The organism is Caballeronia sp. LjRoot34 (assembly GCF_964253815.1).
Classification (GTDB): Bacteria; Pseudomonadota; Gammaproteobacteria; order Burkholderiales; family Burkholderiaceae; genus Caballeronia.
Window position 1 is genome coordinate 2,045,791 of the sequence record NZ_CAXUSB020000002.1, and the last position, 26,761, is coordinate 2,072,551.

At 61.4% G+C, this 26,761-nt stretch carries 20 protein-coding genes; 17 read left to right on the top strand and 3 right to left on the bottom strand.

Annotated elements, in window-relative coordinates:
- Window positions 1-11 precede the first annotated feature (11 nt).
- The 9 genes from ACSQ36_RS28745 to ACSQ36_RS28785 all read left to right on the top strand — a co-directional run bounded on the left by ACSQ36_RS28745 (window position 12) and on the right by ACSQ36_RS28785 (window position 10,186).
- Window positions 12-383 (top strand): DUF3175 domain-containing protein, encoded by a 372-nt coding sequence (locus ACSQ36_RS28745; RefSeq protein WP_213768796.1) that lies wholly within the window; start codon window positions 12-14, stop codon window positions 381-383.
- A gap of 182 nt (window positions 384-565) precedes the next feature.
- Window positions 566-1,036 (top strand): hypothetical protein, encoded by a 471-nt coding sequence (locus tag ACSQ36_RS28750; protein WP_436184586.1) that lies wholly within the window; start codon window positions 566-568, stop codon window positions 1,034-1,036.
- A gap of 172 nt (window positions 1,037-1,208) precedes the next feature.
- Window positions 1,209-3,596, top strand: coding sequence for a phosphoketolase family protein (locus tag ACSQ36_RS28755; protein WP_213768794.1), 2,388 nt, complete (start codon window positions 1,209-1,211; stop codon window positions 3,594-3,596).
- Window positions 3,597-3,600: 4 nt separating this feature from the next.
- Entirely contained in the window at window positions 3,601-4,743 is a 1,143-nt protein-coding gene (locus ACSQ36_RS28760) for an acetate/propionate family kinase (RefSeq protein ID WP_436184587.1), read from the top strand.
- Between the two features lie 160 nt (window positions 4,744-4,903).
- Window positions 4,904-5,893, top strand: coding sequence for a cytochrome c oxidase subunit II (gene coxB, locus ACSQ36_RS28765; protein WP_436184588.1), 990 nt, complete (start codon window positions 4,904-4,906; stop codon window positions 5,891-5,893).
- 20 nt (window positions 5,894-5,913) lie between these two features.
- Window positions 5,914-7,884, top strand: a complete 1,971-nt coding sequence (ctaD, locus tag ACSQ36_RS28770; protein WP_436184589.1) for a cytochrome c oxidase subunit I — start codon at window positions 5,914-5,916, stop codon at window positions 7,882-7,884.
- On the top strand, window positions 7,877-8,476 hold the full coding sequence (locus ACSQ36_RS28775) for a cytochrome c oxidase subunit 3 (protein WP_436184590.1): 600 nt from the start codon (window positions 7,877-7,879) through the stop codon (window positions 8,474-8,476). Before ctaD ends, ACSQ36_RS28775 begins: the two co-directional genes overlap by 8 nt.
- 10 nt (window positions 8,477-8,486) lie before the next feature.
- Window positions 8,487-8,882, top strand: coding sequence for a hypothetical protein (locus ACSQ36_RS28780; protein WP_436184591.1), 396 nt, complete (start codon window positions 8,487-8,489; stop codon window positions 8,880-8,882).
- Window positions 8,883-8,887: 5 nt separating this feature from the next.
- Window positions 8,888-10,186, top strand: coding sequence for a c-type cytochrome (locus tag ACSQ36_RS28785; RefSeq protein WP_436184592.1), 1,299 nt, complete (start codon window positions 8,888-8,890; stop codon window positions 10,184-10,186).
- Window positions 10,187-10,220: 34 nt separating this feature from the next.
- On the opposite strand, the gene ACSQ36_RS28790 is transcribed toward ACSQ36_RS28785, so the two are convergent.
- Window positions 10,221-14,408 (bottom strand): CheR family methyltransferase, encoded by a 4,188-nt coding sequence (locus tag ACSQ36_RS28790; RefSeq protein ID WP_436184593.1) that lies wholly within the window; start codon window positions 14,406-14,408, stop codon window positions 10,221-10,223.
- Window positions 14,409-14,762: 354 nt separating this feature from the next.
- On the opposite strand from ACSQ36_RS28790, the gene ACSQ36_RS28795 reads away from it, so the two are divergent.
- The 3 genes from ACSQ36_RS28795 to ACSQ36_RS28805 all read left to right on the top strand — a co-directional run bounded on the left by ACSQ36_RS28795 (window position 14,763) and on the right by ACSQ36_RS28805 (window position 18,639).
- The gene (locus ACSQ36_RS28795) at window positions 14,763-17,081 is read left to right on the top strand and encodes an ATP-dependent DNA helicase (RefSeq protein WP_436184594.1); all 2,319 of its coding nucleotides are present in this window, start codon (window positions 14,763-14,765) and stop codon (window positions 17,079-17,081) included.
- Between the two features lie 82 nt (window positions 17,082-17,163).
- Window positions 17,164-17,778, top strand: coding sequence for a recombinase family protein (locus ACSQ36_RS28800; RefSeq protein WP_436184595.1), 615 nt, complete (start codon window positions 17,164-17,166; stop codon window positions 17,776-17,778).
- Window positions 17,779-17,901: 123 nt separating this feature from the next.
- Window positions 17,902-18,639 carry a 2OG-Fe(II) oxygenase gene (locus tag ACSQ36_RS28805; RefSeq protein WP_436184596.1) on the top strand — a complete coding sequence of 246 codons (738 nt, stop codon included), beginning with the start codon at window positions 17,902-17,904 and terminating at the stop codon, window positions 18,637-18,639.
- A gap of 33 nt (window positions 18,640-18,672) precedes the next feature.
- Here the strand turns inward: ACSQ36_RS28805 and ribA are convergent, their stop codons facing one another.
- Entirely contained in the window at window positions 18,673-19,323 is a 651-nt protein-coding gene (gene ribA, locus ACSQ36_RS28810; protein WP_213768786.1) for a GTP cyclohydrolase II, read from the bottom strand.
- A 319-nt stretch (window positions 19,324-19,642) separates the two neighbouring features.
- Between ribA and ACSQ36_RS28815 the strand changes: the two genes are divergently transcribed.
- Window positions 19,643-21,289, top strand: coding sequence for an ABC transporter substrate-binding protein (locus ACSQ36_RS28815; protein WP_436184597.1), 1,647 nt, complete (start codon window positions 19,643-19,645; stop codon window positions 21,287-21,289).
- Window positions 21,290-21,350: 61 nt separating this feature from the next.
- Here ACSQ36_RS28815 and ACSQ36_RS28820 read toward each other — a convergent pair whose 3' ends face one another.
- The gene (locus tag ACSQ36_RS28820; protein ID WP_436184598.1) at window positions 21,351-22,046 is read right to left on the bottom strand and encodes an NADPH-dependent F420 reductase; all 696 of its coding nucleotides are present in this window, start codon (window positions 22,044-22,046) and stop codon (window positions 21,351-21,353) included.
- A gap of 294 nt (window positions 22,047-22,340) precedes the next feature.
- Here ACSQ36_RS28820 and ahpC point away from each other — a divergent pair, with 294 nt between their 5' ends.
- From ahpC to ACSQ36_RS28840, 4 genes are all read left to right on the top strand, one after another.
- Window positions 22,341-22,904, top strand: a complete 564-nt coding sequence (gene ahpC, locus ACSQ36_RS28825) for an alkyl hydroperoxide reductase subunit C (RefSeq protein WP_213768783.1) — start codon at window positions 22,341-22,343, stop codon at window positions 22,902-22,904.
- A 145-nt stretch (window positions 22,905-23,049) separates the two neighbouring features.
- Entirely contained in the window at window positions 23,050-24,639 is a 1,590-nt protein-coding gene (ahpF, locus tag ACSQ36_RS28830) for an alkyl hydroperoxide reductase subunit F (RefSeq protein WP_436184599.1), read from the top strand.
- Window positions 24,640-24,911: 272 nt separating this feature from the next.
- A complete protein-coding gene (locus tag ACSQ36_RS28835; RefSeq protein WP_213768781.1) occupies window positions 24,912-25,394 on the top strand; it encodes a hypothetical protein in 483 nt (160 codons plus the stop codon).
- Window positions 25,395-25,682: 288 nt separating this feature from the next.
- The gene (locus ACSQ36_RS28840; protein WP_436184600.1) at window positions 25,683-26,759 is read left to right on the top strand and encodes an LLM class flavin-dependent oxidoreductase; all 1,077 of its coding nucleotides are present in this window, start codon (window positions 25,683-25,685) and stop codon (window positions 26,757-26,759) included.
- The last annotated feature ends 2 nt before the right edge of the window (window positions 26,760-26,761 follow it).

A 26,761-nucleotide genomic window follows, 5' to 3' on the forward strand; every position in this document is an offset into this window, starting at 1 on the left:
GGAGGGAAGACATGGCGACCGCATCCAGCAGCAACGGCAAGCGCAAGACCACGCGTCAGAAACATGCACGCGCAAAGCCAAAACCGAAGCAGCATTCAAGCCGTTCGAACCCCAAGCGCTGGTCCCGCCACGTGGTGGAAACGAGCGATGCAATGGACATCGAGCATGCGATTTTCAAGGAAGGCAGCGCCCAGGAGATCGCCGATTCGCTGAAGAAATCGTCCACGCGCAGCAACCGGCGCAAGGGCACGCCGTTCCAGTCCGCCATGTCGATGCTGAATTTCTACATCAATCGCGCCGGACGAAACTTGCCGAAATCGCGTCGGACCATCCTGGATAATGCCAAGAAACGCCTGCGCGAAGCGTTCGGGCGAAAACCATGATTGGGTGAAAACATCGGCGGAATACACCTGTGGAATGCGCCTTGCTACTGTACAAAACCACTGCGCTTCAGGCACGCCCAGGCGATGCGCATTGCCGGTCACCAAGGAGGCGCCATGCCCGACAACATCGATCTCAATCCCCGAGACCAAACTCCGCCAGGCACGCCTGGATCGCAAAGCTGATGGCAAAACGTGCCGCCCCGGCGAACGGATTGTTCGCCGCCGCCGAGGCCACGCTGATCGGCCTCTACGACGGCGGCGTGCTCTCTCCGGCGGTGCTACAACGCGTCGTAGCCGGCTTCGCAAACAGCGCAATCGACTGGAACTCCCCGCCCCGGCTTCGTACTGTCGACAATAAGTCGCTGCACGAAGTGGTCGCCATGACCATGATGCCGGGACGAACCTTACGCAATGCATCGAAGGAATTTTTTGCGGTGATCGGGCATATTGGTAGTATCAGTACTGAAGAACATGAGGACCCTGAGGAGCCCGATGATCCGCCTGAAGGCGAGCCCGACAGCGATCTGATCAACCAGTTATCAGGCGGTCGTCGCGGCAGAAGAGCGGCTAAAACCGCGCGCAAGACAGCACCGGCCGTCGGGTTCAACCCGCTCCTGCATGCAAGCTCCCCGCGTACAAACCGCCAGTCATAGCATTGCCTTTGATCCATGTCATGGTCGTGACTGACCGTGATTCCGCCGCACGCGGCACAATGCAGAATGCCTTGGCGCCCGCATGCCTTAGTCTTAGTAGGAGCGACCCGCAAGAGTGACCCGCCGAATCGAGTGACACCGCCTTCCAACCACCGGATACAACGGACACGATATGGATACACAGGCAACTCCCCGCTCCCTTCCCCTTTCCCCCGATGAATTGCGCAAGATCGACGCTTACTGGCGCGCCTGCAATTATCTGTCGGTAGGCATGATCTATTTACGCGCCAACCCGCTCTTGCGCGAACCGCTCAAGGCGGAGCACATCAAGCAGCGCTTGCTCGGACATTGGGGTTCGGACCCCGGTCAGTCGTTCACCTGGGTGCACCTGAACCGCCTGATCATGAAGGACGACCTGAACGTCATGTATGTCTCGGGGCCGGGGCATGGCGCACCTGCAACCTTGTCGAACTCATATCTGGAAGGTTATTACTCCGAGGTTTATCCGGATCGCAGCGCCGACGAAACCGGCATGCTGCGCCTGTTCCGCGCTTTCTCGTCGCCCGGGGGCATTGGTTCGCATTGCACCCCTGAAACGCCGGGGTCAATACACGAAGGCGGCGAGCTGGGTTACAGCCTTTCGCACGGCTTCGGAGCGGCATTCGATAACCCCGACCTGATCGTGGCGGTGATGGTGGGTGACGGCGAAGCCGAGACCGGCCCGCTCGCCACCTCGTGGCATTCGAACAAGTTCCTGAACCCGGTGGTCGACGGCGCGGTGCTGCCCATCCTGCACTTGAACGGCTACAAGATCGCGAACCCGACTATCCTCGCGCGCATTCCGCAAGAAGAACTCGAAGCGCTGATGACCGGCTACGGATACAAACCGCACTTTGTCTCGGGCAACGACCCCGCCGTCATGCACCAACTGATGGCCGAGACGCTGGCGACTTGCATCGGCGAGATTCGTGCGATCCAGGCTCATGCGCGTTCGACCGGTGACACCACGCGTCCGCGCTGGCCGATGATCGTCTTGCGCTCGCCGAAAGGCTGGACCGGTCCGAAGGAAGTCGACGGCCACAAGGTCGAAGATTTCTGGCGCGCGCACCAGGTGCCGGTGCTCGATCCGGTGACCAACGCGAAGAGCCTCAAGATTGTGGAAGCGTGGATGCGCAGCTACAAACCTGAAGAACTCTTCGACGAAAACGGCACGCTGATTGAAGAACTTCGCGCAATTGCGCCGAAGGGCGACCGCCGCATCAGCGCGAATCCGCATGCGAACGGCGGCCGGCTCAGGCGCTCGCTGGACCTGCCCGACATCCGAGACTACGCGTTCAAGGTGAAAGGTCCAGCCAGCACGTACCAGTCGCCCACGTTCGTACTCGCGACCTGGCTGCGCGATGTGATCAAGCGCAACATGAGCACCTTCAAGCTGTTCGGTCCCGATGAAACCGCCAGCAACAAACTCGACGGCGTGTATGAAGCGTCGGGCAAACGCTGGCTCGCCGAGATCAAGCCGGAAGACAGCGATGGCGGCGCGTTATCGGTTGACGGCCGCGTAATGGAAATGCTCAGCGAGCACACGCTGGAAGGCTGGTTCGAAGGTTACGTGCTGACGGGCCGGCACGGGTTATTCGCGACCTACGAAGCATTCGTGCACGTGATTGATTCCATGTTCAACCAGCACGCCAAGTGGCTGGAAAAATCGAAGCTCGAACTTGACTGGCGTGCGCCGGTGCCTTCTGTGAACCTGTTGATTACCTCGCTGGTATGGCGTCAGGATCACAATGGTTTCACGCACCAGGACCCCGGTTTCCTCGATGTCGTCACGAACAAGAGTCCCGAAGTCGTGCGCATTTACCTGCCGCCCGATGCAAATTGCCTGCTAAGCGTAATGGACCATTGCCTGCGTTCGCGCGACTATATCAACGTGATCGTCGCGGACAAGCAGCCGCACTTGCAGTACCTTGACATGGAAACTGCGCTTGCGCATTGCACCAAGGGTATCGGCATCTGGGACTGGGCATCGACGGACCAGAACAGCGAACCGGACGTGGTGATGGCTTGCGCCGGAGACATCGCCACCATGGAATCGCTCGCCGCCGTCGAGATCCTGAAGGAACATTTCCCCGACCTCAAGATCCGCTTCGTCAACGTGGTGGACCTGTTCCGGCTGATGCCCGACACCGATCATCCGCACGGTCTGTCCAGTCGCGATTTCGATTCCATTTTTTCGCGCGAAAAGCCGGTCATCTTCAACTTCCACTCGTATCCGTCGCTCGTTCACAAGCTCACGTATAACCGCACGAATCACGAGAACATGCATGTGCATGGTTATCGGGAGCGCGGCAACATCAATACGCCGTTCGAGTTGGCGATCATCAACCAGGTCGACCGCTTTTCGCTGTGTATCGACGTGATCGATCGCGTGCCGCGGCTTCGCGATACCGGCGCTCACACGAAGAACTGGCTCAAGGACCAGATCAACGCGAGCATTATCTACGCCCATGCGGAAGGTATTGACCGCGATGAAATCCGTAACTGGGTTTGGAAAGGCTGAGACCATGACCCTTGGAATCCTGGTGCTGAACAGCGGTTCGTCATCGCTTAAATTCGGTGTGTATCTGCCGGGCAAAAAGTCGGACACTACGTCGAACGGCGACGACGAAATCCCGTGGCTGAGCGGCAGCGCGAAGGGCATCGGCCGCGATGACGGCTCGCTGACCATGCGTTCATCGGATGGCGCGATCGATGTCACGCAAAGCCACGTGATGGAGTCGCAGCACGACGCGTTGCAGCGCGTGTCCGACGCGCTGCATGCGCATCTCGACCAGCCGCTGGCCGCGGTGGGGCATCGGGTAGTGCATGGCGGTCCGCACCTGACCGACCATGCGCTCATCACGCCCGAGGTGAAACAGACCCTGCGCGATGCGGTGCAATTCGCGCCGTTGCATCTGCCGCAAGCGCTGGAGTTGCTGGAGCAGGCGCAGCAGATCTTCAACGACGTGCCGCATTTCGCCTGCCTCGACACCGCGTTCCACCGGACCATGCCCGCGCGTGCCACCCACCTGGCGCTGCCGAAGCACTACGCTGGCGAAGGGGTCGTTCGATACGGCTTCCACGGCCTGTCGTACGAGTCGATCGTCGCAACGCTCGGCAACGACCTTCCCGCACGCCTCGTGGTCGCGCATCTGGGCAGCGGCGCAAGCCTGTGCGCCATCCGCGACGGCCGTTCAATCGATACGACCATGGGTCTCACGCCGACGGGCGGCATTCCCATGGCAACGCGCACCGGCGACCTCGACCCCGGTGTGCTGGTCTATCTGATGCGTACCGGTTCGCTAGATGCCGACGCGCTGGAACATCTGATCAATCACGAAAGCGGCCTCAAGGGTCTCTCCGATTCGAACGATGACATGCAGGCGCTTCTGCAACGCAGCGACGCCGACGCGGAACTGGCCATCGATATCTTCTGTACTGCTGTGCGCAAAACCATCGGCGCGTATGCCGCCTTGATGGGGGGGCTCGACCGCGTGGTCTTCACTGGCGGGATTGGCGAGCACGCCGCGACCGTGCGTGAACGCATTTGCGACGGACTCGAATTTCTCGATGTTCAGTTCGACGTGATCGAGACGCAGGAAGAGCGGCAGATTGCGCGTCATTGCCGTACGTTGCTCAGGCGGGCGATCAGGCAGGCGACGGGCTGAAAGCGACTCGTCAGGGTACGTCGATTGCTGCCGGGTTCGTCGATTCACACTCGATACCCCCGCCCGGAGCACTCGATGTCAGATCCCTGCCGCCACGGTTGCAAGCCTTCGTCCTCGTCGTCGTCGTCATCGTCGTCACCCACGCCCAAGCTGAGCTGAGATGCCGCTCGCCGGAATGGCATCTCAGGTGCACGTCAGCGACGGCGCACCGCTCAACTACTTCCTTCACGCGGCCGGGCCGGCTGCTGGACCGACGCTTCGGCTCGACTGGGTTTTCACTGCAATCTGCGTTGCGGTCTGCGTGATTGTCGGCGGCTTGCTGAGCGCTGCTATCCTGCGGCGGCGTCCGGAAGTCCCGCCGCGGCAACTCGCTCACGGGACGAGCGGGTTACGCTGGATCGTGATCGGCGTCGGTCTCTCCGTACCCGTGCTCATCGCCATGCTGGTCTATGCGCTGTTCACGCTCGATCAAGTTGCAACACCAGCCGACACTCCCGCGCTCACGATCACGGTGACCGCTTACGACTGGTGGTGGAAGGTCGCCTACGACGACGCGCCCACCGCCTCCGCGCGTTTCGTCACCGCCAACGAGATCCACATTCCCACCGGCGAACCGGTGCGGTTCAAGCTGAAAAGCGCCGACGTGATCCACACCTTCTGGGTACCGAGGCTCGCGGGCAAGACCCAGGCGATTCCAGGCCAGACCAACGAACAATGGCTTCAGGCCGATGCCCCCGGCGTGTATCGCGGGCAATGCTCGCAGTTTTGCGGCGCACAGCATGCACATATGGCGTTCGAAGTGGTGGCCGAGAGCCGCGCCAATTTCGCCGCATGGAGCGCGCAACAAGCGCGCGTGCCGGACATGCCGAACGATGCTGCAGTGACCGCGGGCAAAGCGCTATTCCTCGATAAATGCGCGGGTTGTCACGTGATCCGCGGCACGGATGCACAAGGCGCGCAGGCACCCGATCTGACCCATCTGAACTCGCGGCGGCTGATCGCGGCCGGCACGCTGTTGAACAACGCACAGAATCAGCTCGCGTGGATCACGGGTGCCCAGCGCATCAAGCCCGACTCGCTGATGCCTTCCATTGCGCTGAAACGCGACGAAGCGGCGAGTTTGTCCGCGTATCTCGCGACACTCAAATAGTCATCGAGGAGCGACGCTTCATGAGCAACCTGCCTGCCGATGCACGTGTTCCAGAGAGCGGCCGTGTGCCGCCCGGGAGCGCCAGGCAAAAGCGCCTCGCCGAGATCTGGGAAGCTCCGCCGGGCTGGCGAGGATGGTTATCGACGGTCGATCACAAGAGCATCGGCCTGCGGTACCTGGTCACCGCCTTTGTGTTCCTGCTGATGGGCGGCGTGGAAGCGTTGATCATGCGCGTGCAACTTGCACGCCCCAACGCCACCGTGCTCACACCCGAGCAATACAGCCAGCTGTTCACCATGCACGGCGTGACGATGATCTTCCTCTACGCGCTGCCCGTGCTGTCCGGATTTTCCAACTATTTGTGGCCGCTGATTCTGGGTGCGCGCGACATGGCGTTCCCGCGCCTCAACGCGCTTTCCTACTGGTTGTTCCTGTTCGCGGGCATCTTTCTCTATTCGAGTTTTCCGTTTGGACAGGCGCCCAATGCCGGCTGGTTCAACTACGTGCCGCTCTCGGGGCTCGAATACAACACCGGGCCGAATATCGATATCTACGCGCTCGGCATGGTCTTGCTCGGCGCGTCGACCACGGTGGGCTCGGCGAACTTCGTGGTCACGCTCATCCGCATGCGCGCGCCGGGCATGTCCATTGACCGCGTGCCGGTGCTGGTATGGGGCACGCTCACCGCATCCGGCGGCAACCTGCTTGCGGTGCCGGCGGTGAGCCTTGCGTTCTTCCTGCTCTGGCTCGACCGCCAGTTCGGCACCCATTTCTTCGATGTCCTTAACGGCGGCCGGCCGCTGCTCTGGCAACACCTGTTCTGGATGTTCGCCCATCCGTGGGTCTACGCGGTCGTGCTGCCCGCCATGGGCATTGTTTCGGATGCGCTGCCGGTCTTTTGCCGCCGGCCGCTGGTCGGCTATACGCCGGTCGCCCTGTCGACGGTCGCTACCATGGTGATTGGTTTCATCGTGTGGATTCATCACATGTTCGCCACCGGCATTCCCGCGCTGGCGCTCGCGTTCTTTGGCTCTGCCAGCATGGTGATCTCGATCCCGAGCGCGGTCGCCACCTTCGCATGGATCGCGACAATCTGGACCGGGCGCCCCGTGTTCAAGGTGCCATTCCTCTATTTCGCGGGCTTTGTGCTGCTGTTCGTGATTGGCGGGGTTTCAGGCGTGATGACGGCCGCCGTGCCGCTCGACTGGCAACTCAACGATACCTACTTCGTCGTCGCACACCTGCATTACGTGTTGCTCGGCATCAACGTGTTTCCGGTTATGGGCGGCGTGGTCTTCTGGTTTCCGAAATTCACCGGCCGCCTGATGAGCGAGCGCTTCGGCAAGCTGACATTCTGGGTCTCGTTCGTCGGCTTCAACCTCGGCTTCTTCCCGATGCATATAGCCGGCCTTCTCGGCATGCCGCGGCGCATCTACACGTATTCCGGCGACATGGGCTGGAATACGGTCAACATGATCACGTCGATAGGCTCGTTCGTGTTCGCGGCCGGCGTGCTGATGTTTCTCGCGGACGTGCTATGGAGCTATAAACGCGGTCCCGTTGCCGGCGACAATCCATGGGATGCCTCGACGCTCGAATGGTCCGTTTCGTCACCACCGCCGCCCTACAACTTCGCGACCATTCCGGTGGTGGAAAGCCGCCATCCGCTCTGGGAAGAACGGCTCTTTCACGACGATCCATCCCGGGCGCGAACGCAACTCGACGAGGGACTGATCCTCGATCATGGCCGCGAGGCGCTGGCCACCCGCGCGCTCGACGGACGCCCCGACGCCATCCTCAAGATGCCCGGCGACTCGTACGCCCCCTTCCTGGTCGGCTTGTTCTCCACGCTGATCTTCGCCGCGATGCTGCTGCACGTGTGGTGGCTCGCGCTTCTGATGCTGGCGGGTTTCGCCGTCTCGCTGGCCGCATGGATGTGGCCCGAAGCACCTTTGGGCCAACGTGAACCCCAAGGAGAAACACTTGGCTGATGTCATCGACATGAAGCGTCCTCTGCCTGTTGGCGGCAAAGGACAAAGCGCGGGTGGCTGGTGGGGCATGTGGACGCTGATCGGGACCGAGTCGGCGCTGTTTGGTTACCTGATCTTCAGCTACCTGTACCTGTACTCGCAAGGCGGCGGCAAATGGCCGCCGGACGGATTGCCGAAGATGGGCCCGGCGCTTTTCAATACGGCCGTGCTGCTGACCAGCAGCGTGTTTGTCGTGTTGTCCGAGCGTGCGGTCAAACAGGAGCGCCGCCGCATGGCGATGCTGTGGATGAGCGTGGCGATCGTGCTCGGGGTGCTGTTCGTCGGCGTGCAGCTCAATGAGTGGCACGACCATCCGTACGGACCCTCGGCGCATCTCTACGGCTCGCTCTATTTCACCATCACCGGCTTCCACATGCTGCATGTGGTGGCCGGGCTCGTCGTGCTGATCCTGCTGCTTGCCTGGACCGCGCTCGGGTTTTTCGACGATCGCCGCCATACCGTCCTGAGCATCGGCGCCATGTACTGGCATTTCGTGGATATCGTCTGGCTGTTTATTTTCACGACGCTTTATATCAGCCCCTACGTGCTCTAGGAGACACGCCGTGACGGCACGCCGCGAACGCATCCTGTATGCCCTGCAGCAGATCTACGCGCTGCTCGGTGCACCGCTCGCGTGGATCGTGCAGATCTGCGTATGCGAAGCGCTCGCGGCGCAGGCTTGTTACCCGGCGCAGGACCCGCTCGCGCATCCAGACCTGCACGCGTTGGGCGCTTACATTGGCGCAGTGAGCCTGGTGTGTCTGGCGGTGGCGCTGGGCGGCCTCACAGCCGCGTGGCGGGGTTGGCGGACCCTTCGCCAGGGAGCGGGCACTAACCCCGACCGCAGGGCCGGGAGATTCCTGTTTCGCGTTGCCATCCTGTCCAGCCCGATGTTCGTTCTCGGACTGCTCGTGACCGCAATGGCCGCGTTGATCGTCTCGCCTTGCAAACCGTGGTGACGCCGATGAAACGTGCCACCGCCCTTCTCGCTTGCCTCGTTGCATTGACGGAACAAGCGCACGCACAGCCGACCGCTCAGACGGCTCAGACGGCTCAACCCGATCAAACGTTGATCGCACGCGGCGAATACCTGGCCCGAGCCGGCGATTGCGCCGGCTGCCATACCGCACCTCAAGGCGGCGCGCCGTTCGCGGGCGGGTTGGGCATGGCGTCGCCGTTCGGCACAATCGTCAGCAGCAACATCACGCCCGACAAGCAATACGGGATCGGCGAGTACACCTACGACGACTTCGCGCGGACGCTGCGCAAAGGGGTCGCGCGCGGCGGCAAGCATCTGTATCCAGCGATGCCGTACCCGTCGTTTTCGAAAATCGACGACAACGACATGCAAGCGCTATACGCCTACTTCATGCATGGCGTGCAAGCGGTCTCGAAGCCGCCGCCGCCCACTCGCCTGCCGTTTCCTTTTAACCAGCGCTGGGCGCTGGTGTTCTGGAACCTCGCCTTCGCGCCGAACGAAGCGTATGCGCCGCATCCGGAACACGACGCCCAATGGAACCGCGGCGCTTATCTCGTGCAGTCGCTGGGACACTGCGGCGCATGCCACACGCCGCGTGGTCCTGCGTACGAGGAACGCGGTTATACTGAGTTGTCCGAACAGTATCTGACGGGCGGCGTGAACGATCACTGGTTCGCACCGAACCTGACCGGCGACAGCGGCTCAGGCCTCGGCCGCGTGCGCGAACAGGAGATCGCGGCGTTTCTCAAGTCAGGGCATGGCGGCGGACTGGTCACGTTCGGCAGCATGGTCCAGGTGGTGGAAGACAGCACCCAGTACATGAACGACGACGATCTGAACGCAATCGCGCATTACCTGAAGAGCTTGCCGCCGCGGCGCGCATCGGGGGCTTACGTGCCACAGTCCCTCGCTGCACGGCAGACTACCGCCGCCACACGCACGGGCAACATCGAACGTCCTGGCGCCGGTATCTATCTGTCCTTCTGCGCAAAGTGCCATGGAGCAGAGGGAGAAGGCACGCCGCAAAAGTATCCGAAGCTCGCGGGCAACCCCGCCGTATTGAGCGCCGATACCACCTCGCTAACGCGGCTGATGGTCGAAGGAGGCAATTCTCCCGCCACGAAACAAGGGCCGCCGCGCAAGAACATGCCAGCTTACTCGGACAAGCTGACCAACACGGAAATGGCACAAGTGCTGACGTTCATCCGCACGACGTGGGGCAATAACGCGTCGCCCATCACGACACGCGACGTAACGCAGTTGCGCGCCGACATTCACAAATAGCGCGCTTGAAGCAGTCCACCTTACCCATCAGTCATCAGCCATGTTCATGCCTGCCGCCATGTGCGCCGCGCCAGAAGAACACCTGCTCGGCGGCGGCAATCAGCGCGTCAAGAGAAACCGGCTTGGTCAACGTCAAGTCGAAGCCCGCCCCGCGTGCACGCTGGTCGCCGGCGCCTGCCGTGTAGCCTGTCAGCGCAATGGCGGGCAATTGGGCCAAGCGGGGATTCGCCCGCACCTGGCCAATGAATTCGTAACCGTCCACGCCGGACATGCTGATGTCGCAGACCAGCAGGTCCACGTGGTTGCGTTCGAGCAGCGCGAGGGCGTCCTCGCTGTCGTGTGCGGTAGCGACCAGCGCACCTTCGAGTTCCAGCAAAGCCGCGAATGCACTCGCGGTCTCGGAGTCGTCGTCGACGACCAGCATACGCACGCCCGCCAGCGATCCGCTGCGCGCGTCCGGCAGATGCTTGCCCACGGGGCGGCCATCGACCAGCGGCAGCCAGACGCTCATCCGCGTGCCGTGCCCCGCCCCGTCCGAATGGGCGAGCACGCGTCCCGCATGCATCTCCACGAGTTGCCTGACCAGCGCGAGGCCAATGCCCATGCCTCCGCCGGTCTTGCGGCGGGCTTCGCTTCCCTGGGAGAACATCTCGAAGATATGCGGCAACAGCGATGCATCGATCCCCAGCCCGGTATCCGTTACGTCAATGCGCAACTCGTCCCCCTCGCACGTGAGGCGAACGCAAACCGAGCCGCCCCGCGGCGTAAACTTCAGCGCGTTGCTCAACAGGTTCCACACGATCTGGTCGAAGCGTACGGGGTCCACCTTGGTCCAGACCGGTTGATCCAGACCCTCGAACGACAGTGCAACGCCCCTTGATGCCGCGTCAGCCTCGATCGCATCGGCAATGGTCCGCAGCATGGCCGCGACGTCGCCCGTCGCCAGGTTCAGCGCCAGCTTGCCGGTACGCACGCGCGACAAATCCAGCAAGTCGTCGATGATCTTCGCCTGACCCAGCACGGCCCGCTGGATCGCGTCCGCCGCGAGCTGGATGGCCGGTACGCCGCGCGCCTCGGGGATGCGCGGCAACATCTCCGCCTTCACGTGAATCAGGTTGAGCGGGTGCTTCAATTCATGCGACAGCACGGCCAGGAAATCGTCCTTGAGCCGGTTCGCCGCCTCCGCCTGCGCCCGCACCGCACGCTCCTCCGCGAGTTGCGACTGCCGCGCGTCTTCCTGTGTCTTGCGGTCCGTGAGGTCCCTCACTATCTTCGCGTAGCCCGTGAATTTCGGATCGGACAATGGTGTCACCACGCCGCTGCAATACACCTTGCGGCCGCCCTTTGCGACATGCCAGCGATCGTCGTCAGCCCGCCCGTCGCGTTGCGCGGCCTCGCGTTCAAGCGCCGGCAGGCGCGCTTGCTGATCCGCCACCGTAAAGATCACGTCGATGTTCTGCCCGATCGCTTCCCCTGCCGTATAACCGAAAACGCGCTCGGCGCCGGCATTCCAGCTGACGATGCGGCCTTCGAGGTCCTGCACGAGGATCGCGAAGTCGTTCGTCGTCTGCGCCGCGAGTCTCAGGCGCTCTTCGCCCGCCCGCACGTCCGCTTCCGCGCGGCGGCGCGCCGTTGTTTCAACAAGACTGAGCACCGCGCCGTCAATCCGATCGTCCGCCGTCCGGTAGGGCAGCACACGCGCGAAGAACCAGCGGCCGTCGGAGGTGGCGACTTCGCGCTCGGTCAGGCGCAATGACTGGAACGTCGCACTCACGTCATCGGCCAGCTCGGGATAGACGAGCCGGTGCGTGATGTCGAACAACGAGCGCCCGACATCCGCGCCGATCAGGTTGAACACCGTGGCGGCGCTCGGCGTATAGCGTTTGATGCACATCGCGCGATCGACGAAGATAGTGGCAATGTCCGTAGAGGTAATCAGGTTCTGCAGGTCGTCATTGGCCTTGCCGGTTTCCTCTATCTTCGCCTGCAGTTCCGCGTTGACCGTGATGAGTTCCTCGTTCACCGACTGCAACTCTTCCTTGCTGGTTTCGAGTTCCTCCGTCGCCGATCTCAACTCCTCGTTGATCGCCTGCAATTCCTCATTCGACGCCTTCAGCTCTTCCGTCGACGTCTCGTACTGCTCTATCGTGGTCTGCAGTTGCTCCTTGCTCGACTGCAGCTCTTGTTCGAGTTGCTGCATCACGGTGTCATTACCCGTCTGATGCTCCACGACCACCTTGCTTTCCGTCATCGCTTCCTGGACCTCGTCGAACAGCACGAGGAGGAAGTCAGCGTCGGTGGCGGCGTCATGGAACGGGCGGACGGTCATGTTGACGTATGAAGGGTGACCGTCGCGCTGCAGCTTGACGCGCCGGGCCTCCACGCTATTGCCCGTCTGCGCGGCCTGGAACAGCGCGGTACGCAGGTCGAGCCGCAGTTCGGGCAGCACGACGGCAATCATGTTGCTTGAGGGTTCGCCTCCGACATACCGCAGGAAACGTCCCGCGTTGTCCGACATATGCACGATCTTCGAGTCGCGGTTCACAATCACGCTAGGCGCCGCGTATTGCTCGAGCACACGCTGGTGTAACGCACTGAACGAGAAATTGCGGCGCCCCGGGAGTAGTGCGGACCCCGCCTCTTCGTCGCGCGCGTAACGCCCTTGCATCAATAGCAAGGGGGACCCCATCGACGGTCGGTTCGACGGCTTTACCGCTTTCGCCCGGTAGATCCGGTTCTTCTTGTCGACCACACTGAACAGGTCTTCCACCGAGTCCGCCGACTCCGAACTGCCCAGGAACAGATACCCGTTGGGGCACAACGCGTAGTGGAACATCTCCAGCACCTGGTTCTGCACGCCGCGGTCGAGATAGATCAGGAGATTGCGGCAGGAAACCAGGTCGAGCCGCGAAAACGGCGGATCGCGCAGTACGTTGTGCATCGCGAACAGTATTTTCTCGCGTACGCTTTTCACCACCTCGTAGCGCGAATCGGTCTTGACAAAAAATTGCCGCAGCATAGAGGGGCGGACGTCGGTCATGATCGACTCGGGATACAGTCCGGCTCGTGCGCGCGCAACCGCGCTTTCGTCGATGTCCGTGGCGAACACCTGGATACTGGCTGAGGAATGCAACGCATCGCGTTGCTCGGACAAGAGCATTGCAAGCGAATACGCTTCCTCGCCCGACGAGCATCCCGCGACCCACGCGCGAACCTGGTCGCCTTCGGCCCGGTTGTGAAACAAGGCCGGCAGCACGCCGCGCTCGAGCGAGTCGAACGCTTCCCTGTCGCGGAAAAAACCGGTCACGCCAATCAGCATGTCCTTGAGCAAGGCCGCGGTTTCGCGTGGGTTTTCCCGCAACAGGTCGCGGTAGGCAATGAGGTCCGGCACGCCGTTGACCTGCAGGCGCCGCTCGATCCGGCGCAGCATGGTCGCCCGCTTGTAGAAACGGAAGTCGTGGCCGGTGCGGGTGCGCAACGTCGCCAAAATGGCCTGCAACGCAAGTTCGGCCTCACTCTGGCGGCCGGCCCGGTCGGCCGGACCAGGCGTTGCCGGTTCCAGTTCGGGCAGGGCGATGCGCTTGGCGTTGTTCCATATGTCGAGCAGCCGTTGCGGCATCTCGACCACGGGCAGCACAAGGTCAACCTGGTCTGTCAGGATCGCGTTCTGCGGCATCTCCGCGTATTCGGCGTCGTTCGGCTCCTGCGCGAGCGTCACGCCCCCCTTTTCCTTCACGCTGGCAATGCCGACCGCACCGTCGCTGCCCGTGCCGGACATCACGATGCACATCGCGCGCTGGCCATGCGCATCGGCCAGACTCCGGAAAAACCGGTCGATGGAGACCGGCCGCCCCGCCGTGGGCTCGGCATTACGCGCGTTCAGGTAACCGTCCGCCATCGTCAGGTTCTTGCCCGGTGCGATGACATAGACATTGTTCGCTTCTATCTGCGTCGGCCCGTTGACCTGCGACACGCGCATGCGGGTCACGTTCTGCAGCACCTTGTCCGCACTGCTGACATGCTTCGCCGACAAGTGCAGGACCACGACAAACGCCATGCCCATGTCGGCTGGCGCGTTCTCGAAGAAGCGCAGCAGCGCCTGGACGCCCCCTGCGGAAGCACCGATCCCGACAACAGGGAAACCCAGCGAACTCGGGCTATGAGCCTCGCCCGGTGCGTCCTCTCCCGCCGGCGGCACCGTTGATGTTGTAGTTTCGCTCACTCCAGGGGCCTCGGTTCGGGGTGCTTTGACAGATTAAAGATACCACTACGCGTCCGAACGAACGCGCTTTACAGCGGCCGTGCGAAGCGTCACGCAGCACCCACGCGCTCGTGCTGCGCCGGGAGATTCGATCATGGGTTTTTATCTGCGGGAATACAGGCGGCGCTCATTATATTCACGCGGCATTTCTTCGGGACATGCGAGTCCGTAATTTATTGTGTACGTTGCATGCCTGCCGTCCCAGCGGCGTGAGCATTACCTTCACCCGTTCCAGGCTGCGGCCACCAGCGTTCCACGCGATGTTTCCGGCCGATCGCATCGTGATAATATTTACTGTATATCCATACAGTAAATATGCCCGACCAGCCCGTCTACACCATCGCGGTACGCGCATTGTGCGAGTTCACCGCCAAGCGCGGCGACCTCGACCTGCGCTTCACGCCTTCGCCCACCGCGCAACAGGGCATGGCCGGGCATAGGCTCGTCACCGCCCGTCGCGGCGAGCGTTATCAATCCGAGTTGAGCCTCTCCGATACCTTCGGTCCCCTGCTTGTACGCGGACGCGCAGACGGTTACGACCCGGGCCTGAACCAGCTGGAAGAGATCAAGACGTACCGCGGCAAGCTCAGCGCCATCCCTGACAACCATCGGCATCTGCACTGGGCGCAAGCGCGCATCTACGGCTGGCTGTGCTGCAAAACGCTAAACCTGCAGGAGATCCGCGTTGCCCTCGTCTACTTCAATATTGCCAGCGAGAAGGAGACCGTCTTCACCGAACTGCAATCCGCCGACGCACTCTGCGACCACTTTCGCGAGCACTGCGCGCGTTTTCTGGATTGGGCGCAACAGGAACTCGAACATCGCGCCAAACTGGACGGCGCGCTGGCGGAAATGGCTTTCCCTTATCCGTCGTTGCATCCCGGACAACGGGAACTGGCGGCGGCAATCTACCGTTGCGCGCTGCACGGACGCAGTCTGCTGGCGCAAGCGCCAACCGGTATAGGCAAGACGCTGGGCAGCTTGTTTGCGCTGTTGAAAGCATGGCCTGCTGCACAGATCGACAAGATATTTTTTCTCACCGCGAAGAGTTCAGGCCGCCAGCTTGCTATCGATGCCCTCACCACGCTCGGCCGCGGCGCACCGCTGCGCGTGCTCGAACTGGTCGCGCGGGACAAAGCTTGCGAGCATCCCGACCGAGCCTGCCACGGCGAATCCTGCCCGCTCGCGCGCGGCTTTTATGACCGCTTGCCCGCCGCACGACAGGCCGCGCTCAAGGCGGCGCAACTCGACCGTCGGGTATTGCGCGAGGTTGCCCTTGAGCACAACGTCTGTCCGTACTATCTGAGCCACGAACTGGCGCAATGGAGCGACATCATTGTCGGTGATTACAACTATTACTTCGATACCCACGCCATGCTGTATTCCCTCTCGGTGTCGAGGGAATGGCGCGTCGGCGTCCTGGTGGACGAAGCGCACAACCTGGTTGAACGCGCCCGCGCCATGTATTCGGCGACGCTGGATGAAGCGCGTTTTCGCAACGTGCGCCGCACCGCGCCGCCCCCGCTGAAGCGCGCGCTCGACAGGATCGCCCAGGAATGGAAAATCATTTCGAGCGAGCAGGCAACCGATTATGACGTGCACGCCGACCTGCCCGGACACTTCATTGAAGCGCTGGAAAACATGATCGCGGTAGTGGGGGAATTGACGGAGTTGGTGGGCGCGCAACCCGCGGGGCCCGATCGCCTCGATCCCGACATGCTGCGCTTTTACTTCGATGCCATCCATTTCGTGCGAATTGCCGAGCGCTTCGACACCCACTCTCTCTTCGATACCACCCTGTCCCCGCACTCTTCCACGCGGCGCGACACCGTTCTGTGCCTGCGCAACCGCGTGCCGGGGCCGCATCTGAAGTCGCGTTTTTCCCGCGCTCATTCGGTCGCGCTGTTCTCAGCGACGCTCACGCCCATGCATTTCCATGGCGACATGCTGGGCCTTCCCGAAACCTGCCTGCAAATAAATGTGGAATCGCCCTTTCACGCGGACCAGTTGCAGGTGCGGGTCATAGCGAATGTTTCCACACGGTTTCATGATCGAAAGCAGTCCGTACCATTCCTCGTCGATCTCATCGCAGCTCAATACCGGCGCACGCCCGGCAACTACCTGAGTTTCTTCAGCAGCTTCGACTACCTCGATCAGGTCGCCGGCGCGCTGTTTCGCGAGCACCCGGACATTCCGGTGTGGACGCAATCGCGTTCAATGAGCGAAGCGGACCAGCAAGCTTTTCTCGCGCGTTTCACACCAACAGGCCGTGGTATCGGCTTCGCCGTGCTCGGCGGAACGTTCGGCGAGGGTATCGACCTGACCGGCACGCGGTTGATTGGCGCGTTCATCGCGACGCTTGGACTGCCGCAACTCAATCCGGTCAACCAGCAGATGAGAGTGCACATGGACGAGGAGTTCGGCGCCGGGTACGACTACACGTATCTGTTTCCCGGGCTGCAAAAAGTGGTACAGGCTGCAGGGCGCGTGATTCGAGGACAGACCGATGAAGGGGTGCTGTATCTCATCGACGACCGCTTTGCCCGCGCCGACGTGCGCCGCCTGCTGCCTTCGTGGTGGCGAGTGGAAATCGTCCGGCACACCACGGAGGCGCGTCGCCCGACAGTTTGCTAACATGGCCCAAGCCGCTGACCGGCGTGGCCGGCGCCGTTGCCGGCGGGCCGTGCAAGGCATTATTGGAGTTGGAGCGCGCCTCGTGACCCTCATTGTGTACGTCAATACCGCCGGCAATCAGGACGGCCGCGACAACGACCTGTTCCAGATCGACGAAGCCGGTTTCCTGGTCGACATGGGGTACGTGCTGGTCGATCACTGCAGTCATGCCGTGAACGCCACGTCGCGCCCCGCGCTCCAGCGAGCCATCCGCCGCGTCAAGCCCGGCGACACGCTGGTGGTCACGCGCCTCGGATACCTGGGAAGCAGCATCAGCGACGCCGTGTCAACACTTACCACGCTGGCGGCAAAAGGGGCGCACGCCATCTGCCTCGACGTAGGCAAAGCCGATCTTTGCGTGAGTGGCGAAGGCTCACCAATCCGCGTGCTCCAGCTTGCCGCCGAACTGGAGCGCGATGCCAAACGCGCCCGCGCACTCGACGCGGCCGCGATCGCCAAGAAGGACGGCATGCATCAGGGACGTCCCGCCTCGTTGTCCGATTCACAGCGGCAACAAGCGCTGAAGGCGCTTGCCGCAGGCAGCACCGTGACGGCAATCGCACGGGTGCTCAGCACGTCGCGGCAGACGATCATCCGCCTGCGCGACGCGGCATCGCGCGATTCCGCCGCAGTGGAATCACCGTCAGTGGAGCACTAGGGGCGCGCGAGCGGGAAGGCTTCAGTATTTTCATCAGAGGATTGTGTACATCACTAATATGAACGCAACATCCGGAGTGTTTTGAAACCCCAGGCAGCGGACATTGGGGGAATCGAAACCTGCATGGAGAAACTGCCAATGGATGCCCTGGCGACGAATATAGAAGCTCGCGTGAACGCCGTCGACTGGCATGCGGTGCAAGAGGAACTGGATGAATTCGGCTGCGCAACGGTCGAGCGCCTGCTCACGCCCGCGGAATGTGATGCGTTGAAAGCGCTTTATGTGCGCGACGAGTTATATAGAAGCCGCGTGGTCATGGCGCGCCACGGCTTCGGGCGCGGCGAGTACAAGTACTACGCTTATCCGCTGCCTGAGGTGATCGGTACGTTACGCAGCGCGACGTATCCGCATCTTGTCGGAATCGCTAATCGATGGAACGAGATCATGCGTATCGACACCCGATATCCGCCGGACCACGCCGCTTTTATCGATCGATGCCACGCGGCCGGCCAGCTTCGCCCCACACCGCTGATCCTGCAATACGCGCAAGGCGACTACAACTGCCTTCATCAGGACCTGTACGGCGAGCACGTATTTCCGCTTCAGCTCGCGGTTCTGCTGTCGGTACCGGGACGTGACTTTACGGGCGGGGAGTTTGTGATGACCGAGCAGCGGCCGCGCATGCAGTCGCGGGCCGAAGTCGTGCCGCTGGCGCAAGGGGACGCTGTGATTTTTGCCGTGCATAACCGGCCGGTGAACGGAACGCGCGGGGCGTATCGCGTGAATCTCAGGCATGGCGTGAGCCGGCTGAGATCGGGGCACCGGCATACGGTCGGCATCATTTTCCACGACGCAACCTGAAACCCGGGGGACTACCTATACCCCCGCAGTCAACTATTCATTTTCATCAAAGTAGTGGCCGAAGCGGACCTGCTTCGTCTTGATGTAGCGTTCGTTTTCCTCCCGCACGGGAATGGCCAGCGCCACTCGTTCGCAGACCGGGATATCGTGCTTGAGCAGCGTGTCGAACTTCGACGGATTGTTGCTCATCAAGCGCACCGACCGCACGTCGAGCGCACGCAGGATCGCGGCGGCCGAATCATATTCCCGCGCGTCGTCGGGCAAACCGAGATGCAGGTTGGCGTCGACCGTGTCGTACCCCTGCTCTTGCAGCGCATACGCGCGGATCTTGTTCGCCAGCCCGATGCCGCGCCCTTCATGACCGCGCAGATACAGCAAGATACCGCGATTTTCAGCCGCGATATAACGCATGGCGAGGTCCAATTGCTCGCCGCAATCACACCGATACGAGCCGAATACATCGCCCGTGACACACTCGGAATGCAGCCGGCACAGCACGGATTCGCCATGGCTGACATCGCCCATGACAAGCGTCAGATGCTCGGCGCCCGTGCTTTTCACGCGATACACATGCGACTCAAACACGCCGTAACGCGTGGGAATCGTGGCCTTCGCCACGAGTTCGACGCATTCTTCGTGGGTTGCTACGGCAGTGGCTGCCGGTGAATCAGAAACGTTTTTCATGTTCTCTTGTACTGCCTAGGAGGGCGTGGGCCGCATACCGGTATTTAATCGGTAACTTTAGCAAGAAGCTGGAAGAAAGCGGGAGCGCCCGGTCCGACATGTTAAAACGCCCGGGAAATATTTGCAGCCCGCAGGCTGGAAGGACCTGTGGCCGTCCGATGAACCGGGTGAAACCGCCCCAGGTCCCGACGACGGTTTTCGACATATCAAAAGAAGAACGTATCGCTTCGTCAAAAATTCCGTGGTTGGTAAAGTACATGACTACTTAGGCGCGCCCGCGTGCCTCCGGGCAGCGCCCGTCAACCCTTACCGACCTTACATGCCATATCAAAGCCCGAATCAAAGCTCGACAGCCAGCTCGTTCTTCGCGCTGGCCCGCACTGCGGTTTGCACGCTTGCCGCCCTTGGGGCGCTCACCGGCACGGCCCAAGCGGCGGGCAAAACCCTGGTGTTCTGTTCGGAAGGCAGTCCCGCGGGCTTCGATTCCGCGCAATACACCACCAGCACCGACTTCGACGCCGGCGCGCACGCAGTCTACGACACCCTGGTCGAATTCGAGCGCGGTTCGCTCACCCTGGTGCCCGGTCTGGCCGAGTCATGGGACGAATCGGCCGATGCGAAGACCTTCACGTTTCATTTGCGGCACGGCGTCAAGTTCCAGACCACGCCCTGGTTCAAGCCCACGCGCGACTTCGATGCGGACGACGTCATCTTCACGTTCAAACGCATGATCGATCCGGACAATCCGTTCCAGAAAGCGCATCCGGTCAGCTTCCCGTATCTCAGCGATCTCGGTTACGACAAGAACATTGCATCGATTGAAAAACTCGATGACTACACGGTGCGCTTCACGCTGCACACCTCCGACGTAGTGTTCGTACGCAATATAGCGATGGAGTTCGCCTCCATCGTGTCGGCGCAATACGCCGACCAGTTGCTGAAGGCCGGCAAGGCGGAGGACCTGAACCAGAAGCCCGTGGGCACCGGGCCGTTCGTGTTCCGTGATTATCAGAAAGACGCGATCATCCGCTACGACGCGAATCCGGACTTCTGGAACAAGAAGGACGTGCATATCGCAAAACTGGTGTTCGCCATCACGCCGGACGCGGCTGTGCGCATGCAAAAGCTCGCGAGCGGCGAATGCCAGATGACCGCCTTCCCGCGCCCCGCCGATATCCAGACCGCGCGCAGCAATCCGAACCTCACGGTGCTGTCAGGCGTAGGTTTCAACGTAGCTTATGTCGGCTACAACACCACCCACAAACCGCTCGATAACGTGCTGGTGCGCCGCGCGCTGGACATGGCCGTCGACAAACCGGCCATCCTGAAGAGCGTCTACGAAGGGGCTGCGACCGTGGCCTCGAATCCGATGCCGCCGTCACAATGGTCGTATAACAAGGCGCTGAAAGATGCGCCGTATGATCCCGCGAAGGCGCGTGAACTGCTGAAGCAGGCGGGTTTTCCGAACGGCTTTTCGATCACGTTATGGGCCATGCCCGTGCAGCGCGGCTATAACCCCAACGCGCGCCTGATGGCGCAATTGATTCAATCGGATTGGGCGAAGATTGGCGTGAAAGCGAACATCGTGACCTACGAATGGGCCGAATATAACAAGCGCGCGAAAGAAGGCGGCGAGCACGACGCCATCCTTTACGGCTGGATGGGCGATAACGGCGACCCGGACAACTGGCTCGGCACGACCCTCGGCTGCGACGCGGTGCATGGCAGCAACGTGGCGAAGTGGTGCGACAAGCAGTTCGACGACCTGATCGGGAAAGCGCGGCTGATCACCGACCAGCCGGCCCGCACCAGGCTGTATGAGCAGGCGCAGGTCGTGTTCAAGGATCAGGTTCCGTACACGCCGATCGCCCACGCCAACGCGTTTCAGTTGATGACGAAGGACGTCAAGGGCTACGAGATCAGCCCGCTGGGCGGTCATCGTTTCGACGGCATCTCGCTCGACTGACAACGCGCCCCGGCTTCAAGGCGACGGGCTTTGAATTTGAAAGGCTCGTCGCCGTGTTGCTTCATGCGGGGTGATCGAAGCTGCCGGGGCTCTTGTCCGTCGCGCTCCATTGCGGCTTGCGAGCCTTCTCTGCCTTCTGCAAACCGGCCTTCAGGCCTTCGCGGTCGAAATCCTTCGTGTAGACCGGCGTGCCCGGCTGGTGACGCCAGGAGTCGTCAATACCGCCGTTATCTACCGGATCGAAGCCGATCTCGTTGACCAGTTGCATTACGACGGCTTTGGCATCGGCGTTATCGCCCGAGACCGGCAACGCCACGCGTCCCGACGTGCCCTCAGGCTTGCCGAGATCGCGCAAATGCGCCGCGTAGATGTTGTTGAACACCTTGATGACCGGACGCCCGATCTGCTGCGAGACCCACGCACTTTCCATCATGCCGGACTCGATCCCGTCGATACGGCCATCGCGCTCGCGCGGATAGTAATTGCCGGTGTCGATCACGACCGTGGTCTCCGGCACGTCGTCGAACAAGCCGGCCGGCAGATTCAGCACTTTCTTTTCGGGAATCGTGACCACGATCACGGCCGCGCCGCGTACCACGTCGGTAAGCTCGGCGGCCGTTGCCCCGGTTTCGGCCGCGACTTCGGCCAGCGTATCCGGCCCCCGCGAGTTGCCGATCAGGACCTCATGCCCATGCTCGACCCAGCGCAGCGCCAGTACGCGGCCAATATTACCCGCGCCAATGATGCCGATTTTCATACACCCTCCTGTTGATTCCGTTAGCTAAAAGCGGGATGTGCGCAACGCCCATGCCCGTCGTGTTCGTTGAACCTGCCTGCGATCCCGGATTCCGGCGATCTTGATATTGGCAGCAGGTTCCAGGTAACGATAAAATGCGGCCCCGTTAATGCGGCGGCCTCACTCAGCCGTATTAACCCTGATAGCCTCACCACATCGGCCCCATTAAATCATTCGATTTTCCATATTGGGCGCCTCCCGTCATACTTCGTTCACTTCCTTACCACTTAACCACTTAACACAAGGACATACGCAATGCCGATCATCAACAGCCAGGTCAAACCGTTCAAAGCCAATGCTTACCACAACGGCGACTTCGTCACCGTGACCGAAGAAAGCCTGAAGGGCAAATGGTCCGTCCTGGTGTTCTACCCGGCTGACTTCACGTTTGTTTGCCCGACGGAACTCGGCGATCTGGCCGACCGTTACGCAGAATTCAAGAAGCTGGGCGTCGAAATCTACAGTGTGTCGACCGACACCCATTTCACGCACAAGGCATGGCACGACACGTCGGACACGATCGCCAAGATCCAGTATCCGATGATTGCCGATCCGACGCTGGTGATCTCGCGCGCCTTCGACGTGTTGATCGAAGAAGAAGGCCTGGCGCTGCGCGGCACGTTCGTGATCAACCCGGAAGGCGAGATCAAGCTGTGCGAAATCCACGACAACGGCATCGGCCGTGACGCTGGCGAACTGCTGCGCAAGGTGCAGGCCGCGCAATACGTCGCCTCGCATCCGGGCGAAGTCTGCCCCGCCAAGTGGACGCCGGGCGCTGAAACGCTGACGCCGTCGCTTGACCTCGTCGGCAAGATCTAAGCTTTAAATCCTCGCTGCTTTTGCTTTAAATCCTCGTTGTAAAGCGCTGTACAGTCCGGGCCGCTCGCGGCCCGGATGACGCTCGCCTCGCATTCCCTTGCGTTAATAGTTAATAAAAACCCTCGTCACACGGACTCGAATCGCCATGCTGGAAGCCAACCTCAAGACTCAGTTGAAAGCGTATCTGGAAAAGGTCAGCCGGCCGATCGAGATCGTCGCTTCACTCGACAACTCGCCGAAATCCGTCGAGCTGCAAGGCCTGCTGCATGAAATCGCCACGCTGTCGGACCGCATTGCGGTGATCGAGAAGCGCGACGATGCCGAGCGCAAGCCGTCGTTTTCCATCGGCGAACCGGGCAAACCTACGGGTATCCGTTTCGCGGGTATTCCGATGGGCCATGAATTCACGTCGCTGGTCCTGGCGCTGCTCCAGACCGGCGGCCATCCGGTCAAACTCGACGACGCGGTGATCGAACAGATCCGCGCGCTCGATGGCGACTATGAGTTTGAAACGTATATCTCGCTGTCGTGCCAGAACTGCCCGGAAGTCGTGCAGGCGCTGAACGTGATGGCGCTTATCAATCCGCGTATCCGCCAGGTCACCATCGACGGCGCGTTGTTTCAGGACGAAGTCGAGCAGCGCCAGATCATGGCCGTCCCCACCGTCTACATGAACGGTGAAGTGTTCGGGCAAGGCCGAACCGGCGTGAAGGAAATCCTCGCGAAGCTCGATAGCAACGCCGGCGCCCGCGCCGCGAAGGAACTCGAAAAGAAAGGCGTATTCGATGTGCTGATCGTCGGCGGAGGACCGGCCGGCGCGGCGGCGGCCATCTACTCGGCGCGCAAGGGCATTTCGACCGGCGTGGCCGCTGAGCGCTTTGGCGGACAAGTGCTGGATACGCTCGCCATCGAAAATTTTGTCTCGGTGCAAGCGACCGAAGGGCCGCAGTTCGCAACCGCGCTCGAGCAGCACGTCAAGAGCTATGACGTCGACATCATGGACGTGCAGCGTGCCGAAGCGCTCGTGCCGGGCAAGATTCATGAAGTGCGCCTCGCCAACGGCGCGGTGCTGAAAGCGAAGACGATCGTGCTTGCCACGGGCGCTCGCTGGCGCGAAATCAACGTGCCGGGTGAGAAGCAATATCGCAACCACGGCGTGGCGTATTGCCCGCATTGCGATGGCCCGTTGTTCAAGGGTAAGCGTGTTGCGGTGATCGGCGGCGGCAATTCTGGCGTTGAAGCAGCGATCGATCTGGCTGGACTGGTCAGCGCGGTGACGCTGCTCGAATTCGGTACGGAGTTGCGTGCCGACGCCGTGCTGCAACGCAAGCTGCGCAGCCTCAAGAACGTGAGCATCATCACGCAGGCTCAGACCACGGAAGTCACCGGCGACGGCAAGAAGGTCAACGGTCTTTCGTACAAGGACCTGAGTTCGGGCGAAGCGAAGCACATCGAACTGGAAGGTGTATTCGTGCAGATCGGGCTGGTGCCGAATACGGAATGGCTCAAGGGCACGGTCGAGTTGTCGCGTCACGGTGAGATCGTGGTCGATGCGCGCGGCGCGACATCGGTGCCCGGTGTATTCGCGGCCGGCGATGTCACCACAGTGCCGTTCAAGCAGATCGTAATCGCGGTCGGCGAAGGCGCCAAAGCGTCGCTCAGCGCATTCGATTACCTGATCCGGAATTCGGAGACGGAAACGGTTGAGGCCGAAGCCGAGGAAGTTGTGGTCTGACGCGGTTGCGCCGAGCAGTTCACCTTACGGATAGCTGTTTAAGCCTCAATCCGATTGCTGCAGTCAAACGCCCGATAATCACTATCATGTTGATTATCGGGCGTTTTTTCGTCTTTTTTGCGGCTTTCATCGTGTAAAAAATACCGTTAATCAGGCAGTGCTTAAAAAACCTAAAGAATTGCCCCGAGTTGCCGTAGATACCGGAAGAGTGCACATCTGCGGCCATCGGACTGCACTTGCCGATGAACAAATCATCTCGAGGTCATGACGGTATGGGAATTCTCGGAAACACCTTCAGCACCCTCTTTCGCGGCCACGGGCGATCGCACCCCGGCATGGCGCAAAAGCTCGAACGCGCGCTTCGGCGGGAAGGCGATTTGAAACGCGAACTGACCCAATTGCAGCTTAGGATGTCGGCGGATGCGCCAGGCATCGACGTCAAGGTGGACCTGATGAAATTCGACGTCGCACAAGAAAAAGCCGCGGTTGCGAGTTTGACAGCGGCATTGCTCAGCGCGCAGGAAGACCTGGAACTCGAGAAGGCGAACCGGTCGGCTGCGGTTCATCTCTTGAAGAAACATGGCGTGATCGACGGCGTGGCGTACGCGAGTTTTACGCGCGAGCAACGGGTCGAATTGATCGCGGTGGCAATGGACGAAGTTGCTGGGAAAGAGACGACCAGCCGGTGGCGGGCAAGGTCGCCGGCTAGTGCGAAGTCGGGGTCGGGGTCGTCGGGGAAGAGTAAGGAGTTGTAAGGTCTGGCCGACGGGGGTTTCAATATGGCAAAGATTGAGTAGGCGCGCCCTGCGCCTGCGCTCAATACCCTGCCAATTTCCTCAGCCTTATGCACGACTCGACCGAGTCGTGCTGCGTGATATCGCGATCCCCTCGTGTCTCCACAGAGAAGCTCACCCCATATGTTTAGCTCGTTTTGATATTTAAGATCTGCGTCAGCCGATGTTAGCCTTTGAAGCTATCGGCAGCGTCCTGAAGCGTCTCTTCACGCACTGCCTTACAGTGTGAATCAACGAGGAGCGTCTTTCGTGAGCGTCGAATTCATCGGCATGATCCAGCAGCAAAAAGTATCGGAGACGCATTTGGCGAGCGGTCCGGCAATCGATATCGACTACCTCCGCGACTTCGCCCAGGCGCACGAAAAAGCCGGCTTCGACCGCATTCTCGTGCCCTATCAGTCGACCAGCCCCGACGCCATGCTGACCGTCGGCTACGCGGCCGGCGTCACGCAGCGCATTCACTTCATGCTCGCGCATCGCCCGGGATTCGTCGCACCAACTCTCGCCGCACGCCAGCTCGCCACGCTCGATCAGCTAAGCGGCGGCCGGCTCGCGGTCCACTTCATCTCGGGCGGCAGCGACGTCGAACAACGCCGCGACGGCGACTTTCTCTCGCACGACGAACGCTACGCCCGCACCGACGAATATCTACAGATCCTGCGACGCGTGTGGACCGAATCCGAACCCTTCGATCACGAAGGCCGCTATTACCGCTTCGAAAAAGCATTCTCAGAAGTAAAGCCCAAGCAAGCCCCGTATGTACCGATCTATTTCGGCGGCGCATCGGCACCGGCTATCGAAGTCGCGGGCAAGCACGCGGACGTCTACGCGCTGTGGGGCGAATCGAAGGAACAGGTGCGCGAACAGGTCACCCGCGTTCGCGCCGAAGCAGCAAAACATGGGCGCAACGTGCGCTTCTCCGTATCGTTCCGGCCAATTCTTGCGGCAACGGAAAAGGCCGCGTGGGAACGTGCTGAACATATTCTTGCTGAAACGCGGCGGCTGCGTGCCGAGCAAGGTCTTGGCGAAGCAACACCGCAGCAAAGCGAAGGCGCGCGCCGCCTGCTGGCCGCAGCGGGCGATGGCGTGCGCGCCGATGATCGCCTGTGGACTGGCGTGGCGAAGGAGATTGGCGGCCGTTCGAATTCGACGGCGCTCGTTGGCACCCCGGCACAAGTGGCGCAAACGCTGGCCGAATATCATGCGCTTGGCGTAACCACGTTCCTGATTCGCGGCTTCGATCCGCTGGAAGACACGCTCGATTACGGTCGCGAGTTGATCCCGGCCACGCGTGAACTGACCTCGCATATTGCACACGCGGCCTGAAG